The organism is Oscillibacter sp., assembly GCF_031978065.1.
Lineage (GTDB): Bacteria > Bacillota > Clostridia > Oscillospirales > Oscillospiraceae > Oscillibacter.
In genome coordinates, this window is sequence record NZ_DALZCH010000013.1 from 15376 (window position 1) to 29904 (window position 14529).

The window sequence follows — 14529 nt, forward strand, 5'->3', positions numbered from 1 at the left end:
ATGATGTACTCCACGCAAAAGGTCCCGGCGTGTTACAGCACGCCGGGACCTTTCTTTACAAATTCTCATCCTCCGCGCAGATAAACCCATGCAGCGCACGATACAGCGCCTCGGGCTCAATCGGCTTGGCCAGATGGGCGTTCATCCCCGCCGCCAGACTTTTTTCCACGTCGTCCTCAAAGGCGTTGGCAGTCATTGCCAAAATGGGCGTTCGGGCGGCGTCCGGCCGGTTCATGCCGCGAATCGCACCGGCGGCGGTCAGCCCGTCCATCAGCGGCATGCGAATATCCATCAGCACCGCATCGTAATACCCCACGGGAGATTTTTTAAACAGCTCCAGCGCCCGTAGGCCGTTGACGGCGGTATCCACCTCAAAGCCCACCCGCTCCAGCAGCTTCACGGCAATCTCAACATTCAGGGGATGGTCCTCCGCCAGTAAAATACGGCGGCCCTCAAAATTGTGGGCCTTGGCGGCGGACCGAGCCTTCGACTGTGTCTTGCCCGAGGAAGCCCGCGCAAAGGCGGACTCCAGCGTGGAACGGAACAGCGGCTTTTCCAGCAGCACGTCCACACCGGCGGAGCGGGCCTGCTCCTCAATGCTGCCCCAGTCATAGGCGGTCATCAGGAAAATCATCGTTTCCCGCCCCGCCAAGGCGCGCAGCCGTCGTGCCGTCTCCACTCCGTCCATCTCCGGCATCTTCCAGTCCAGAAAAACAGCGGTAAAGCACTCGCGGCACTCCATTAGCGCCTTTGTCCGGGCGATGGCCTGCGGGCCACTATCCACGCCCTCGGCAGCAGCACCCATCTCCCGAAGCATCTGCACCGTGCTTTGACACACAGCGGCATCGTCGTCCACCACCAGACACCGCATCCCCTTGTATGCAAGGGCCTCCTCCTTTCGAGGGCACTCTTCCGGGCCTGCGCCCAGCCGCACGTCCACCGTGAACTCAGACCCCACCTCTGGAATGGAGCGAACGGTAATATGTCCGTTCATCATGTCCACAATGTTCTTCGAGATGGCCAGACCCAGCCCCGTACCGCCGTATGCAGTGGTGGAGCCGCCGCTCTCCTGAGCAAACGCGTCGAATACCCGGGGCAAAAAGCCCGGATCAATGCCAATTCCGGTGTCCCGGATCACAAAGCGAAGCGTGGCGTCGCTTTTCCCGCGGTTCACCTCCTCGGCTGAGAAGGTAACTTTTCCGCCACCGGCAGTAAACTTCACGGCGTTGGTCAGGATATTCACCAGCACCTGCTGGAGCTTCATCTCGTCGCCGGTGTAGCCCTCGCCCAGCCCGGGATACAGAACGCAATCAAACTCCACGCCCTTCTGCCCCGCCTGCGCGCGAATGATATCGGCGGTGTTGCAGATCATGCCCTTGAGAGAAAAGGGCTGATTTTTGAGCAGCATCTTTCCGCTTTCAATACGGCTCATGTCCAAAATATCGTTGATGAGGGACAGCAAAAATCGCGAGGAAACGCCGATTTTGGCAAGACAGTCTGAAATTTCCCGCCTGTCATCCCCGGCGGAGGCAGCAATGGACGCCATCCCGATGATGGCGTTGAGCGGCGTGCGGATTTCGTGGCTCATGCGGGAGAGAAAGTCACTCTTAGCCAAATTGGCCTGCTTTGCCGCCTGAAGGGCAGTAAGCAGTGCCTCCTGCTGGCGCTGTTCACTTTCAATAATGTCGGTGATATCCACTCTGTTAAGACACACATGGCCGGTGATCTTGTCAATATAGGAAAGGCTGTATTTTTTATATCGCAGCCCCTTGTTCGTCTGGCTAGGCACTGTGAAAGAATAGGAGGGGCTCGTCTCCAGTCGGGCACGGATGTTGTCAAAATCCAACTGCTTGAAATATTCCGCCCGGGACGCCTCCGGAATGGCGGCGGCGGAGGCCCTGCGGAACTCCACATGAAATTCCCCCGTGTCGGGTAGGCTCATCACGCCCGCCTCGCCCCGGGCCGCGACGTGATAGCGGTTGTTTTCAATGTCCACGTCCATTAGAAAATCATAATCCATGATGGACGCCTGCTCCAGAAGCCTGCGGGAAAGCCACTCCTCGGTAATATCAAAGCTGTAAATAAACAACGTCAGGTGGCTAGTTTCCGGGGTGAGATAGGTGCGGCCCACCGTCCGGCACCAAATCATCTTTCCGTCCGCGCGGCGGCGGCGGTACTCCACACTGTGGTCTGTCTCTCCAGCGGCATAGGCCTCCATCAGGCGGTCACGGGAAAATCGCTCCAGAAAACGAGCCGCATCCTCTCCGGAGGCGGCACTGTCGGCTATGTAGCGCATGGCCTCGTCCACAGTGGCAGCGGTAAAATACGCTGCCGTGGCGGCGCCGCCCAATCCGGAATAGGACTCGAATGCGTCTTCCGTTAAATTCGCAAGGGCCTTTGCAACCAGATTCGGGGCCGCCAGCTCCGTGGCATGGTCCGATTCCCGCTGAAACCGCCTGCGAACCCGCGCCCGTTCCTCCACCTGCTCGGTCACGTCGGTAAGCATACAGAAGAGCACAGGCTCGCCGCCGTCGGTTGCAACCGTAATGTGTCCCCGCAGCGCGATCCAGATAGTCTCACCGTCCCGCCGGTTCAGGCGGCACTCGGTGTACACGCTTCCGGCTCCCGCAGCAAGCTGCGCGTGAAAGGCCGGGAGAATCTTTTCCGCGTCCTCCGGCTCCAGCAGGGCTGTCAGCCGGCCTCCTGCCAGCGCCAGCTCCTCCGGTCCATACCCGGTGATGTCGTACAGCACGTCGCTGGTGTCCATCACCTCCAGACCCTCGGCATAGCGGCAGCGCAGCACCGCGCCGGGAATGGTATTGAGCAGTTGGCGACGGTCCTCTTGCGCGATGCGCAGAGCCGTGATATCCACGCACACGGAAATAATTGCGGGCTTCCCGTTTTCCGTCGTGACGCTGCGGCCAATATCGTGTACCCAGATGTACTCGCCCGTTTTCTTCCTCATCCGGTACTCCACCGTGTATTCGCCGCTTTCGGCAATCTGCCCGGCGATCCGGTGCGCCACCTCGGCCCGCTCCTCCGGATGAATGCCGTTTGATATCAGCCCCGCAATATCCGTCACAAATTCCTGCTCGCTGCCATAGCCCAGATAGTCCAGCATCCGCTGGTTCACAAAGTAGAACGGGAAGCCCAGCTCCTGATAGCCGCCGATCATACCGCCGGGAATGGCCTCGTTTAAAAGGTCGCTGCGCTGGCGGTTCAAGCTTTCCATCACCAGCGTGTGGGGATAGTGCTCCGCACCGCGCTGATTGCCCGTAGCTTCGGAAATATGGATATGGCAAACGCGCCAAAGTCCTTTTTCCGTACGAAGCAGGAAGGAAAATCGCAGTCGCCAGCTATATTCTTTATTTTGCAGGAGCACCTCCAGCTTCACACAGGCGCAGCCCTGTGCCACCTGCTGCTCCCATGGGTGGAGAAATACGATGTGAAACTGGCCCGGCTCCTCCCGGCAGTCCTGTGTGAGATAGCCATTCATGGCGGCGGCGCCCAAAACGTCTTCTCCGCCGCCGGGGCCTACAAAGCCGATTTCGTCGGACAAATACCGGGACGCGGTTTCTGCATCCCGGCGGCAAAACCAAACCCGCAAAAATTCCTGCACCTGCCCCATGGCTCCGGCACACTCTTTCATTGGCAGCACCCCTTTTCCAACAACGGTTTTCGCCTTCCTGCCCCCGCCTCTGGCTCAGGCAAAGCACACACCCTTTTGATTGCGCTTTGCGCGGTAAAGCGCCTGATCTGCCCGGGCAAAGGCCGCATTAAAGGATTCTCCCTCCCCCATCAGGGCCATGCCCGCGGAGCAGGAGGGGCAAAAGCCGTCCGGCAGATGGGGACTGCTGTCCCGAAACGCCTGACATATCTCCTGCCCTTTTTTCATGGCGGCCTCTGCCGAGCGCATCCGGGGCATCACGGCCACAAACTCGTCTCCGCCGATGCGGGAGAGAATGTCCCCCCCCCGGGTATGAGAGCGGAGCACACTGCTGAACCGCCTGAGCATCTCATCGCCCCCCGCGTGGCCCTTGGAGTCGTTGCAGTCCTTCAGATTGTCCATGTCAAACACAAAGACCGACACGCTGGTCTGTGACTGGTCCATCCGCGCCATGGCGTCGTCCAGCCCCCGCCGGTTTAAAAGGCCGGTCAGATAGTCCTGATAGGCGGCCATCTCCAAAATATGCGTCTTTTCCAAAATGTCCGCGTTTTTCAGGGAATTTTCCTCCTGTGAATCATCCACATCCTCGAGAAACTGCTCAAACTCCTTCCGGGGAAGCGGAGGCGCGTAATAATAGCCCTGGGCATAGTTGCACCCCATGCTCCGCAGCTTTTCCACCTGCTCGGCGGTTTCCACGCCCTCGGCAGTGACCTGAAGGTCCAGCCAGCGGGCAAGGCTCACCACGAAGCTGAGAATTCCGCGGCGCTTGCTCCGCTCCTGATCTTCCTTCAAAAACTTCATATCCAGCTTCAGAATATCAATCGGCAGTTCATTGAGCATATTTAGCGAGGAATAGCCGCTGCCAAAGTCGTCCATTTCAATGGTAAACCCAGCGTTACGAAGCTTTGTCACCTCGTCGCAAAGCTGACGACGATCCTCCGTATAGGCCGTCTCCGTAATCTCCAGATGAAGGAGCGACGGCTTGATGCCGTACCGCTGTCGAATTCCCAGCAGCACAGACTCCAGATTGGCGTTATAGATGTCAGCCCTTGAGACGTTGACGGAGACGGGCACCAGCGGCATTCCCCGCAGCTCCCACTCCCGCAGGGCGGAGGCGACCTCCTCCCAGATATACTGATCCAGACGGGTAATAAAACCGTTGCGCTCAAATAGCGGCATAAAGCTTTCCGGCAGCAAAAAACCCAAAGCGGGGTGATTCCAGCGCACAAGCGCCTCTGCGCCGCAGATGCGGCCACTGCGCAGGCTGAATTTAGGCTGATAAAAAATCTCAAACTGACGGGCGGCCAGAGCGGCTTCCATTCCGTCCTCCAGCGTTTTTTCCCACAGCCGCGTCTGGCGCAGCTCGTCGTTGTAAAAGGCCACCAGCCGACCGTATTCCCCCCGAATGGAGTTGCAGGCCAAAAGCGCCCGGTCGCACATCTGCTCCACGGGAATGTGCAGATCTGTAATGGAATAGACCCCCCACTTCATAGAAAAGCTCTTCACGCCGGACTCTCCCCGGATGCGCTCCGTGGCCCGGTTTAGCGCGGCCTCCAAATCTATGGAGCCACGCCGGATCATACACGCGAAAATGTCCGCCTGCAACCGTCCGCAAAAGTGCTCGCCCGGCAGCCCGTCCCGCAGTTCCCGGGCAATCAGGCGCAAAATCTGATCTCCCACCGCAAGACCGAACACCTCGTTGATAAACTTAAAATTCTTCACGTTGGAGCACAGCAGGTCATAGGGCTCGTCCGGATTCCGGCGCAACGTTTGACGCACCTGCTGATAGAAAAACGCCTGGCTGTGCAGTCCGGTCAGCCGGTCGTGCTCCATTTGATTCACCAGCGCCGCCGTCTCTCGCAGGGAGATGATGTTGGCGGCCCGGTGCAGCACCACGCCGGGCTTGTACGGCTTTGTAATAAAGTCCATGGCACCGCAGGTCAGCGCCTCCACCTCGTCCTCCTCTCCGCCGCTTTGGGTTACAACAATCACGGGGATGGCAGATAGAAGCTTGTCCGTCTGCACGCTTTTCAAAAACGCGTAGCCGTCCATCACAGGCATCCTGATATCCAGAAAGATCAGAGAAATTCTCAGCGACTCCCGGTTTAGAATCTCCAGCGCCTTCTGCCCGTCGGAGGCCTCCAACGTTTCGTATTCCCGAGAGAGAATTTTACAGAGCGTCAGGCGGTTGGCAATACTGTCGTCCACCACCAGAATCTTGCGCCGCGTATTCATCCCGCTTTTTCCCCCGTTCTTTCCCAGCGTGCGTGTCCGCCCTTGCCGAGTCCGCCGCAAACAGTGACGCTAGAGGCGGCGAAGCTTTGGCGCACGGTGGATGAAATAATAATAGGTTATTGTATTATATAATTATAATATTGAAATTACAACGCTTCATCTTATTTTCAGCCCGTTTTTTTCTTAAATTTAAAATAAATAACACAAAAACCGCCGCATTTTCTACTTTTCTCGAAAATGCGGCGGTTTTCGCGCTTGCCTCCGGAATTACACGGGGTGTTCCCGCAGATATTCCAGCCACTTCTTGCACCCTGCGGTGTTGAGATGCACCCCGTCAGTGGTCAGTTCCGTGGGGAGGGTTCCGTTTTCATCCATCACGGCCGAGGCCACGTCCAAAAATGTGCAGCCCTCTTCCGCCGCCAGCTCATCAAGAAGCCCGTTAAACAGGACGATGCGCTCGTTCTTTACATAGCTTCGCTTGGCGTCCTGCTTTGCGCTGACGGGCGGCAGGGACTCAATTACAATTGTCGTCCCGGGGTGGTCCTCCCGAATGCGGGCAATCACCTTTGCGTACTGTTCGGTAAACTCCTCCGTGCGGTACCAGCCCAGCTCGTTGATGCCCAGCATCACATAGATTTTTCCGTAGCTTCCTCGGGAGAGCGCGTCTAAAATTGTCTCGGCCCCCGAAGGTGCCTCCTGCGTCGCCTTATCCATGACCGTCTGGACGGTGGCGCCCACCGCACAAAAATATGTACCTTCCGTCAGGCCGCTGTATAGCTGAAAGCCCTCGGTCCGGGAGTCTCCAACGAAGGCCGCGTCTGCAAAATAGCTTTCTTCCACAGGAATGCTTTCCCCACCTGCTTCAGATTCCGACAGAGCGTCCGTTTCTTCGTCCCCTTCAGCGGGTGCTTCTCCGCCGAGAGCGGCAGGGTGGGTGGGCCCGTCCAAAAAATCCGCCCAAGCCTTGGGCTGCGTTTGCGCCTCCGTCTGTGGAACGGCCGGGGTGGCCGCCGCCGCCACGGAGGCCAACGAGGCGTCCAGCGTAGGCGTCAGCGGTGTGGTCACTGTAAGGCCCACCGTTAAAAGCAACACCAGCAAAACACCCTTATGTATTCTTTTCTTTTCTCGCTCTTTTCGTCTTCCCGCCACGCCGCTCGCTCCTTTAACCCGTTTATGTATTCCATTGTATACAAAAAGGACGCGCCAAAGAAGAAAGAAGTGAAGACAATCCGGTTAAAAATAATGACAAATTTCGTCGAAATAGTTACAGTGCCGCCCCGTAGGTAGTTCTTTACGTTTGGGAGACTTTGCTTTGACGGACGATGAGAAGGTTCTTTTAGAGCCGCAGACAGCATTTTTTATTTTTGCTGCTTGAATTTTTGAAAAGCTGTTGACAAACTTGTCGTTTTCGTGTATTATTCATTCGTTCACTTCGGACGATTAGCTCAGCTGGCTAGAGCACCTGCTTGACGTGCAGGGGGTCACAGGTTCGAGTCCTGTATCGTCCACCACAGAATCCCTTAGAGCCGCAAGGCTTTAAGGGATTTTTTTATTTGCTTTTCGGAGTGAGTATTTGGGGCCGGTTTACCGGTCTTTTGGGATCTTTTCCGGTCAAAAATGAGACCAATTGCAGCGAATTGCAGCGGTGGAAAGCCCTGGCGAAGAAAAACTGGGGCCAATTATAAAATGCAAGACGCTTCTGTCCACTCGCCGTTGTCTGATCGACGCCCTGCAGGTGTCCGCTGATTCATTACTCCGGCCAAATACGCCAGGGGCAACAAGCCTTTATGAGAACGAGTTTTCAGAGATTCTCAATGACTGTACTCCATCGCAGATGGATTCCATCTTAAAAATTGTCTGGGAACTGAAGCAGACCATGTGCAAAAAAGAAGAATCACATTGATCGAAGCGAGTTGGAGTAGTCTGGCAAAGTCATTGTTTGGGGTTCGCTGACCTCTTGCAAGCCGCGAATAATTTTGCTAGAATAATTTATGCAGGCGTGCTCTATGATTATAAAATCATCTACTGCGCTCAGAAATGACTATGGCGTAATTTCGGATATAGCACACAGAGAGGCGGAGCCCATTTATATCACCAAGCACGGTGCGGGCGATTTGGTTGTTATGAGCATCGAAGCATTTGAACAGAGGGAGGAAACTCTGAAGCTTCGGGCAAAGCTTGAATCAGCGGAACAGGCAAGGGTATCCGGCACTCAGACCTATACGCTGGAAGAATCCAAGAAGCGGCTGGAGGCGATCTATCAGCGTGGCTAATCTTGTGATTTTGGAACCGGCGCAGAAATAACTGGAGGAAATTGCCGAACTGCATCTGCGTCTTGTCGGGCCCAACTCCGCACGAAAAATAACCGACCTGATTTGGGATACCCTGTCACGGTTGGAACCGTTCCCTTTATCCGGGCATATTCCAAGAGATAAGGAATTGCGCGGCAGCGGATACCGATTTGTGAATGCAGGCAAGTATCTCTGTGTGTACCGGCTGATTGCCGAGACGATGTTTGTTTACCATATTGCACAGGTCGCAAGCAACTATCCAACGCTGTTCAAAATGCTGCTGCGAGAAGAAAAACAGGGAATAAGAATATAGAAAACACTCCTCACTCAGGAGCGCAAGAACGCCGCCCATGAAAAAGCCAAAGCGGTCGTGGTAGAACTAAGGGTGTGCAAAAGAAATAAAGGAAAAATATCAAGCTCCGGGCCGTTGAACCGACCCGGACTTATATTTTCCCAGATAACAAGCCGCAAGGCAGCTCGGACTTTAAAACACAAGGAGCCTTTCAAAAAACAGCTATCTGCAAAATACTCTGCTACATATATTTGAGAGTACAGTCAGCCGGAAGCTGAACAGCCTGGGTTTCAATTTATCCCATTTTATAAAAAAGCCTGTATCTCTTTCAAAAAATGATCGTATGCTCTCTCTTCCGCAGCTCCCAAATCTCCTCGTCAAATTCCCCCTCATCCGAATCCATGTACGCTCCGGCGGTTGGCAAGATTTCGCGGGAGGCTTCCTCAAAGGTGATTTCCTGAACGGAAGGCGTTTGATTCCCGGAGTATCGGATGACGCGAAACACATTTTCTTCCCGTTCCCCGAAAGCCTCCCGGATGGTCAGCCTGTCTGAGAGCATGGCAATGACCTTGGCGGAAGTTGTTTTCTCAACAACCCACTGGTGCTTTTCCCCATCCACGTTATATTGAGAGCAAATATACAGGTTCCCGCCGTCATCCGTGCAGGTAAACAGCATCGGATAACGGCCCTCAAACAGAATCAAATCCATATACAACTTGGGTAGTCCTCCGCCCGCTTGCAGAAAAACCGCTTGATTCGCATTCATGGCACTGTCCCCTCCGCAATCTGATCGCAGACCGAGAGGAACGTCCGCAGCAGCCTTAAAATATTCGGAACGTCCAGCCGCTTTTTGGCATGGACGCCGCCGCATTTTGCGCTCACTGTGTTCGTGTCGGGATTTACCCATACCGTGACACCACAGTAAATCTGATTGTATTTGTTCACGGCTTCCAATAGTTGCTTCAGATCCTGTTTCTCCGCTGTGTACAGCTTCGAGATCAGGAATTCCAGCTGACGCTCCTCCACCAGCATATCCAGAGCGGTGCTCTCCCCGCGAAATCCAATCGGCACGTAAAATCGGTAAATCGTCTGCCCGTCGCTTTCGGAAACGGCGGCAGGAGAAATGCCCATTTTCCTCAGCTGCGCAAGTAAGATATCCAGATTCGCAAAGAAGCGGGATGCGTCCGGCATTTCAACTTGGTCAACGGGTCTGGGCAAGGAACCGTCCAATCGCAGAGATAAAGCCGGCTTCTCCCGCATCCGCCGGCTAGAGATGCAATGCAGCATAGCCTCCGCGTCGGTCAACCCCGGATTTCTCCGCAGGACGGTATCCACGCTGACGCGGGGCAGTTGATAGGCATTCAATGCCTCCGCCCTGCTGGCATATTGAACGCCCAGGAACGCAAACGGCTTTGACATCCCCTGGCCGAACGGTTCTTTCTTTCCCTGGCGGCGGGCGCACACATAGGCCAGCACCTCCGAATCGGAGCAGTCGGGGTTGCTCTTTTTCAGCTTTTTGCGGGTCTGGTAGAGCTGTGTCGGCGTGACGCCCAGCGCGGTTCCGGCGGCGGAAAGGGATGGGTAGGAAACACCTTGGTACGAAACGGCGCTCTGGGCCGTGCGCTTGCGCGCCCTGCCTTTTGTGCGCAGCAGGATTTCCTTCGCCGTGAGTCCCTGCCGGAGCCAGAGCGTCACGCTGGGAATGGAGAGCTGATGCGCGCTCGCAAAGGCGGTCGCGGTGGCGTACCGCTCCACTTCGCCGTGCTCGTTGGTAAGCTGAATCCTGTATTTTCGTACCATATTTCGCTGCACCTCGCTTTCAGGAAGCTAATTCTATTATATACAACTGTGGTAAAAAGAAAAGCGTCATTTGAAAGAAATTTCACAGCACGATGAACTGTATCTATATAAAGGAAACATATAAGCCGCGCCGTGGAAATGAGCAACACCTCAAAAGTTAGATAGTATGCTATGCTGAATAACAATTGGGGTGCAGTTCAGCCTGAAGGCCCGGTCCTCTTGCTTTTTCATCATCAACGGAACCGCACGGGAGAGGATGATCATGAACCACTTTTTTCAAGCTCCTTTTAATATTTTGTACCGACTCAATTCGGAACAGCTAGTTGCAGTTTCAACAAATTGTCCACAAGGTTACCATCTGCAATATCTTAATCGCAAATGAACATCTCATTTTATTTAATAATAAAAATCGGCCATTAAAAAATACACATCGTGATGTATACTGTATCGGGGAGTGATGGCGATGGAAACAGCAAGGATTTTTGAGAACGAAGGAAGTCAGGCCGTGCGTCTGCCGGAGAAGTTTTGCCGCAATGTGGACGAGGTCGCGGTACAGTGGCTTGGGGATGCTGTTCTTCTGGTTTCCAAAGAGTCTGTGCGTAACCCCTTCATAGATGGGCTTGAGAGTTTCTCTGACGATATTTTTTAAGATGGCCGAAATCAAGGAATTCAGGAAGAGCGAGAGACCTTATAATGTTATGGGACACTCACGGGTTTGTGTTGCCGTTTTCGGAATCCATTGCTTTTTTCAAGCACCAGTTTTCCCCGCAACACGCTTCATCTACAAGCGCCTGAATATATACATAATATCACAATGGTGGTATCATCGTGAACATATCCAAGAGAAATCTGAGCGGTGCAGCCGAAAAGAGACACGCAATGGAAGCGGGTAAAGATCAGCAGGCACAGCATAGGGTGAACGAGATCTCTTCTGCTGAATTCGCAGAGCTTTGCAAGCTGGCGGCTAAGAACCGCGAGGATGTTCCGACCTTTGCGTGTGCGATAATGCCGCATTCGGAGACAGGGCGGCTCTGCAAAGGTTACCTGAACGGACACATCAAGCGTTTATTAATTTCTAGCTTACCCATTGGCCTTTATAAATGAAAAGATAGCGGCGTCCTCTCACCTTTCGTTTGAAGTGAAGAGGACGCCGCTGTTATGTTAATCCGTCTGCGCTATGACACTCACAGGTTCGCGTTGCCGGTCTCTTCCGCCATCGCTTCCTTCAAGTACGCTGCGGCTTCCTCCGGATTCGCAGCCACCCAGCACAAAAACTGCTTGGCCAGCTCTTCCGCGGTAAGGCTATGGGCCTTAAAAATTTCCCTGACCTCCTCCAGCAATCCCGTGTTAACTTCAAGCTCTATTGTTTCCATTCTGTGCGGCTCCTTTCCTGCGGCCCATCGGCTCAAAATCATTTTATAGCGTCCATGCGGAATTTTCAAGGGTCAGTCACACCCCCTTTTTCTGCAGCTACACGCTTCGAATCCACCCACGGCATCGGTCTTCCTCAAGGTTCCCTCCAGGGCACCTTATCGCTGCCCGAAGGCTACTCCCAGGGTACTTATGGCAAGAACAGTTTTCCATTCTGAAGCGTTCAAAAATAGCTCAAGAGACATTCTCTTTTTCTACTCCAGCCGCCAATCCCGAATTTACTCTCAAAATCAGGGTATTTCAAGCCCCTTTGCTTTCAATATTCAGATGTATGGATAACCAAATTTTGTTGTAATTCTGTTTGTCGCAAAATTTCACATTCAAAGGCACTACACCACCGGAAGCACAATCATTTCATCTATTCCGACATCCTTGATGCAACATTTTATATGGTCACGGACATAAGGCTGCAAGTGGTAGAAATAGACACACTGGTTAAAATGTTCTAACAACAAAGGAGATATTCTCTTGTAGCCGTACCGTATCATCAGTGTGCGGCGCTTGACCCTTACATACGGCTTGCCGCCACCATAGAGAATACCAAGCCGAACGCTCTTGAAAAACAAGTCAAGATTAAAGTCGTTTGTGATATAGCTGTTCTCATCCAATTCTCTGACAATGGCGAGTATATCCCGCTGTATAACAGGAAATTCAGCATCAATGCCGGGCTTAGGGCATGCAATCCATACCAATATTCAGGAGGAAACCCGCTGTTCTTCAAGATTCTGTCAAATGCACGTCGAAAATTTTGCAGTGTGAGGAGTGCTGGCCGTCCTCTCGGTACAGCCCGTCGATTGTCTTGTTCAAATTCTTCGCTGTTATGGCCAAAGCATTCTTGGCACAATTAAAAAGAATGCGCTTTCGCACAGAAACTTTTTTATAATTGTGGACAATAGCTGTGCTACTAGCTATTATCAGTTAAAGCGCTTTGGATTTTTTCAAAGTGCAGCTTGGTTTGAAGTAAAGGGTTCTCTCCGAAAGGGGGGCCTTTTGCTTTACCCCAAACAGTTATGTTATAACGCTGATGGGGCCTCTCGGCCAGCGCGCTCATGGATGAGCCGCGAACAGCCGACGTGATACCCAGCTTCAGCTACTTCATCCAGAATCCATCTGAAGATTCTGCCCACCGTTTCCACTGTGAACCGATGCCGAAATTATAGCTGGCCGTTGAGAAGTGGGGCGTTTCTTCTTGCAGCATATACCCCAGAAACCATCGATAGGTATTGTTCAAATAGACTTCATCCGCCGTCCGCCGTAACGAAGACAGGCCGTAAAGATGCTGGATCAGAACCATCTTCACCAGAATCACAGGGTCCTCACTGGGGCGTCCATTGTCCTCGCTGTACAGCGACTCCACCATCCCGTACAGCGGCTCCCAGTTCACCCCCGCGACTATCTTCCGCAGCAGATGATCCTGCGGCACCAGGCTTTCCGTATCCACCATTTCCATCACGTCGCGGTCCAGTTTTCCCCGTTGCAGCATTTCCCATCACCCAATCTCCAGTTTACCAGATGCAAATAAAAAAGCCCAGTAAAAACCCAACTTTTTCGACAGACTGAAGCAAGCGGTACAGCTCAATACTGTACCGCTTGCTTTTTTATGGTTTTAACACTTATCCATTGCTCGACATGGGAAAGGGTCATAGTACCAGAGCTTAAATCTCCACTACGGAACCCCTCTCCACGATTTCGCCGCATACGACATACATCCCGTGTTTTTGCGACCGGTTTTCAATCATGGAAGTCTGGGCATCCACCGCCTTTTCCGCCATATTTTTCAAGTCGATTCCATACGTCGTCAGCGGAGGTGAGACCAGTGTCGAGAAAATATACCCGTAGAATCCGGTAACGGAGATATCCGTCGGGATCCGATAACCCTTTTGCTGAAGATCTCGCACAAAATGGTATGCCGCCTGATCGCTGCAGCAGACAAAGGCAGTGGGCATAACGGCAGGCAGGTCAAAGTTCCGCTTGAATTCCACCCCGTTCCGGTCCGGAAGAATCCACTCCCTGTTCACCTCGATTTTATTAAACGCCAGTGCCTTCAGATACCCGTAATAGCAGTCCTGAATATGGGTATTAGCGTCCACACTGCCCACAAAGCCGATTTTTCTGTGCCCCTTGCCAATCAAATATTCCGTCATTTCCGAAATGCCCCAATAACTATTGGGAATTACGCAGACTGCCTTTGCATCACAATTTGTGTCAACCTGCACCAGCGGAAGCGCCGTCTGTTCAAGCAGCTGGAGATAGTCCCGGGGCATGTTTCCCAGCACAAATACCCCTTCCACCGTCCCATTGGAAACAAACGCAGGCAGCGTCGGCTTCTGCTCCTCCGTGGCTACCGGCTCAAACATACAATTATAGTTGTGTTCTTTAAGGCATTCCACAACGCTCAGATAAAGCGCCCAGTAAAAAGAATGCTCCGGCTTGATTAGATAGTGCGCGATCAGAATACCGACCGTTCGGAGTTTTTCGTTGGCTCTTTCCATATTTTTGGGACGGTAGCCCATTTGAGCGGCAGTCTGTTCAATTTTCTGACGGAGGGATTCGCTCACTCCGTCTTTGCTGGACAGAGCCTTGGAAACCGTAACAACGCTGATGCCAAGCTCTTTGGCAATGTCGCTCATGCGTACTGCATTTTTTGACAAAGACGGTTCTCCTTTCAAAAGAATATTGGATTATTGTACTATATTCGATTTAAAAAATCAATGCCCCCATCCTGTAATTGCCGGAGAAGTCTTTGTATATGCCGCTATCCCCCGAAAAAAACCGACCGCCGAGGATTGTGCCGGTAGCAATGAACAAGCAGC

13 protein-coding genes and 1 tRNA gene are annotated in these 14529 nt (G+C 53.2%); 6 read left to right on the plus strand and 8 right to left on the minus strand.

The window, feature by feature from the left end; translation table 11 throughout:
* Positions 1-55: 55 nt before the first annotated feature.
* The 3 genes from RTK01_RS03485 to RTK01_RS03495 form a co-directional block, all read right to left on the minus strand.
* Positions 56-3649 (minus strand): response regulator, encoded by a 3594-nt coding sequence (locus tag RTK01_RS03485; RefSeq protein ID WP_312279645.1) that lies wholly within the window; start codon positions 3647-3649, stop codon positions 56-58.
* Positions 3650-3703: 54 nt separating this feature from the next.
* Positions 3704-5902 (minus strand): EAL domain-containing protein, encoded by a 2199-nt coding sequence (locus RTK01_RS03490; RefSeq protein ID WP_312279646.1) that lies wholly within the window; start codon positions 5900-5902, stop codon positions 3704-3706.
* Positions 5903-6169: 267 nt separating this feature from the next.
* On the minus strand, positions 6170-7051 hold the full coding sequence (locus RTK01_RS03495; protein ID WP_312279647.1) for a GDSL-type esterase/lipase family protein: 882 nt from the start codon (positions 7049-7051) through the stop codon (positions 6170-6172).
* Between the two features lie 285 nt (positions 7052-7336).
* On the opposite strand from RTK01_RS03495, the gene RTK01_RS03500 reads away from it, so the two are divergent.
* The 4 genes from RTK01_RS03500 (at position 7337) to RTK01_RS03515 (ending at position 8506) form a co-directional block, all read left to right on the plus strand.
* Positions 7337-7413, plus strand: a tRNA-Val gene (locus RTK01_RS03500).
* 116 nt (positions 7414-7529) lie between these two features.
* The gene (locus RTK01_RS03505) at positions 7530-7805 is read left to right on the plus strand and encodes a hypothetical protein (RefSeq protein WP_312279648.1); all 276 of its coding nucleotides are present in this window, start codon (positions 7530-7532) and stop codon (positions 7803-7805) included.
* A 103-nt stretch (positions 7806-7908) separates the two neighbouring features.
* Complete coding sequence (locus tag RTK01_RS03510) at positions 7909-8175, plus strand: type II toxin-antitoxin system Phd/YefM family antitoxin (protein ID WP_312279649.1); 267 nt, start codon at positions 7909-7911, stop codon at positions 8173-8175.
* Positions 8176-8230: 55 nt separating this feature from the next.
* Entirely contained in the window at positions 8231-8506 is a 276-nt protein-coding gene (locus RTK01_RS03515) for a type II toxin-antitoxin system RelE/ParE family toxin (RefSeq protein WP_397352259.1), read from the plus strand.
* A 307-nt stretch (positions 8507-8813) separates the two neighbouring features.
* Here the strand turns inward: RTK01_RS03515 and RTK01_RS03520 are convergent, their stop codons facing one another.
* Together RTK01_RS03520 and RTK01_RS03525 are read right to left on the minus strand one after the other, a co-directional pair.
* Complete coding sequence (locus tag RTK01_RS03520; RefSeq protein WP_312279650.1) at positions 8814-9251, minus strand: DUF6575 domain-containing protein; 438 nt, start codon at positions 9249-9251, stop codon at positions 8814-8816.
* Positions 9248-10285: a hypothetical protein gene (locus tag RTK01_RS03525; protein ID WP_312279651.1), complete on the minus strand. Its 1038-nt coding sequence runs from the start codon at positions 10283-10285 to the stop codon at positions 9248-9250. Before RTK01_RS03525 ends, RTK01_RS03520 begins: the two co-directional genes overlap by 4 nt.
* Positions 10286-10748: 463 nt before the next feature.
* Here RTK01_RS03525 and RTK01_RS03530 point away from each other — a divergent pair, with 463 nt between their 5' ends.
* Positions 10749-10934 carry an AbrB/MazE/SpoVT family DNA-binding domain-containing protein gene (locus RTK01_RS03530; RefSeq protein ID WP_312279652.1) on the plus strand — a complete coding sequence of 62 codons (186 nt, stop codon included), beginning with the start codon at positions 10749-10751 and terminating at the stop codon, positions 10932-10934.
* Between the two features lie 230 nt (positions 10935-11164).
* A complete protein-coding gene (locus RTK01_RS03535) occupies positions 11165-11389 on the plus strand; it encodes a hypothetical protein (protein WP_312279653.1) in 225 nt (74 codons plus the stop codon).
* Positions 11390-11469: 80 nt separating this feature from the next.
* Here the strand turns inward: RTK01_RS03535 and RTK01_RS03540 are convergent, their stop codons facing one another.
* The 3 genes from RTK01_RS03540 to RTK01_RS03550 form a co-directional block, all read right to left on the minus strand.
* Positions 11470-11658 carry a hypothetical protein gene (locus tag RTK01_RS03540; RefSeq protein WP_312279654.1) on the minus strand — a complete coding sequence of 63 codons (189 nt, stop codon included), beginning with the start codon at positions 11656-11658 and terminating at the stop codon, positions 11470-11472.
* A gap of 1148 nt (positions 11659-12806) precedes the next feature.
* Positions 12807-13199, minus strand: a complete 393-nt coding sequence (locus RTK01_RS03545; protein ID WP_312279655.1) for a transposase — start codon at positions 13197-13199, stop codon at positions 12807-12809.
* A 172-nt stretch (positions 13200-13371) separates the two neighbouring features.
* The gene (locus RTK01_RS03550; RefSeq protein WP_312279656.1) at positions 13372-14367 is read right to left on the minus strand and encodes a LacI family DNA-binding transcriptional regulator; all 996 of its coding nucleotides are present in this window, start codon (positions 14365-14367) and stop codon (positions 13372-13374) included.
* Between the last annotated feature and the right edge of the window lie 162 nt (positions 14368-14529).

Excerpts from the sequence above, each read along its gene's own strand:
- RTK01_RS03530 (WP_312279652.1), top strand. The coding sequence starts at position 10,749 with ATGGAAACAGCAAGGATTTTTGAGAACGAAGGAAGTCAGGCCGTGCGT.
- RTK01_RS03540 (WP_312279654.1), bottom strand. The coding sequence starts at position 11,658 with ATGGAAACAATAGAGCTTGAAGTTAACACGGGATTGCTGGAGGAGGTC.
- RTK01_RS03485 (WP_312279645.1), bottom strand. The coding sequence starts at position 3,649 with ATGAAAGAGTGTGCCGGAGCCATGGGGCAGGTGCAGGAATTTTTGCGG.
- RTK01_RS03535 (WP_312279653.1), top strand. The coding sequence starts at position 11,165 with ATGGAAGCGGGTAAAGATCAGCAGGCACAGCATAGGGTGAACGAGATC.
- RTK01_RS03525 (WP_312279651.1), bottom strand. The coding sequence starts at position 10,285 with ATGGTACGAAAATACAGGATTCAGCTTACCAACGAGCACGGCGAAGTG.
- RTK01_RS03510 (WP_312279649.1), top strand. The coding sequence starts at position 7,909 with ATGATTATAAAATCATCTACTGCGCTCAGAAATGACTATGGCGTAATT.
- RTK01_RS03490 (WP_312279646.1), bottom strand. The coding sequence starts at position 5,902 with ATGAATACGCGGCGCAAGATTCTGGTGGTGGACGACAGTATTGCCAAC.
- RTK01_RS03520 (WP_312279650.1), bottom strand. The coding sequence starts at position 9,251 with ATGAATGCGAATCAAGCGGTTTTTCTGCAAGCGGGCGGAGGACTACCC.
- RTK01_RS03545 (WP_312279655.1), bottom strand. The coding sequence starts at position 13,199 with ATGCTGCAACGGGGAAAACTGGACCGCGACGTGATGGAAATGGTGGAT.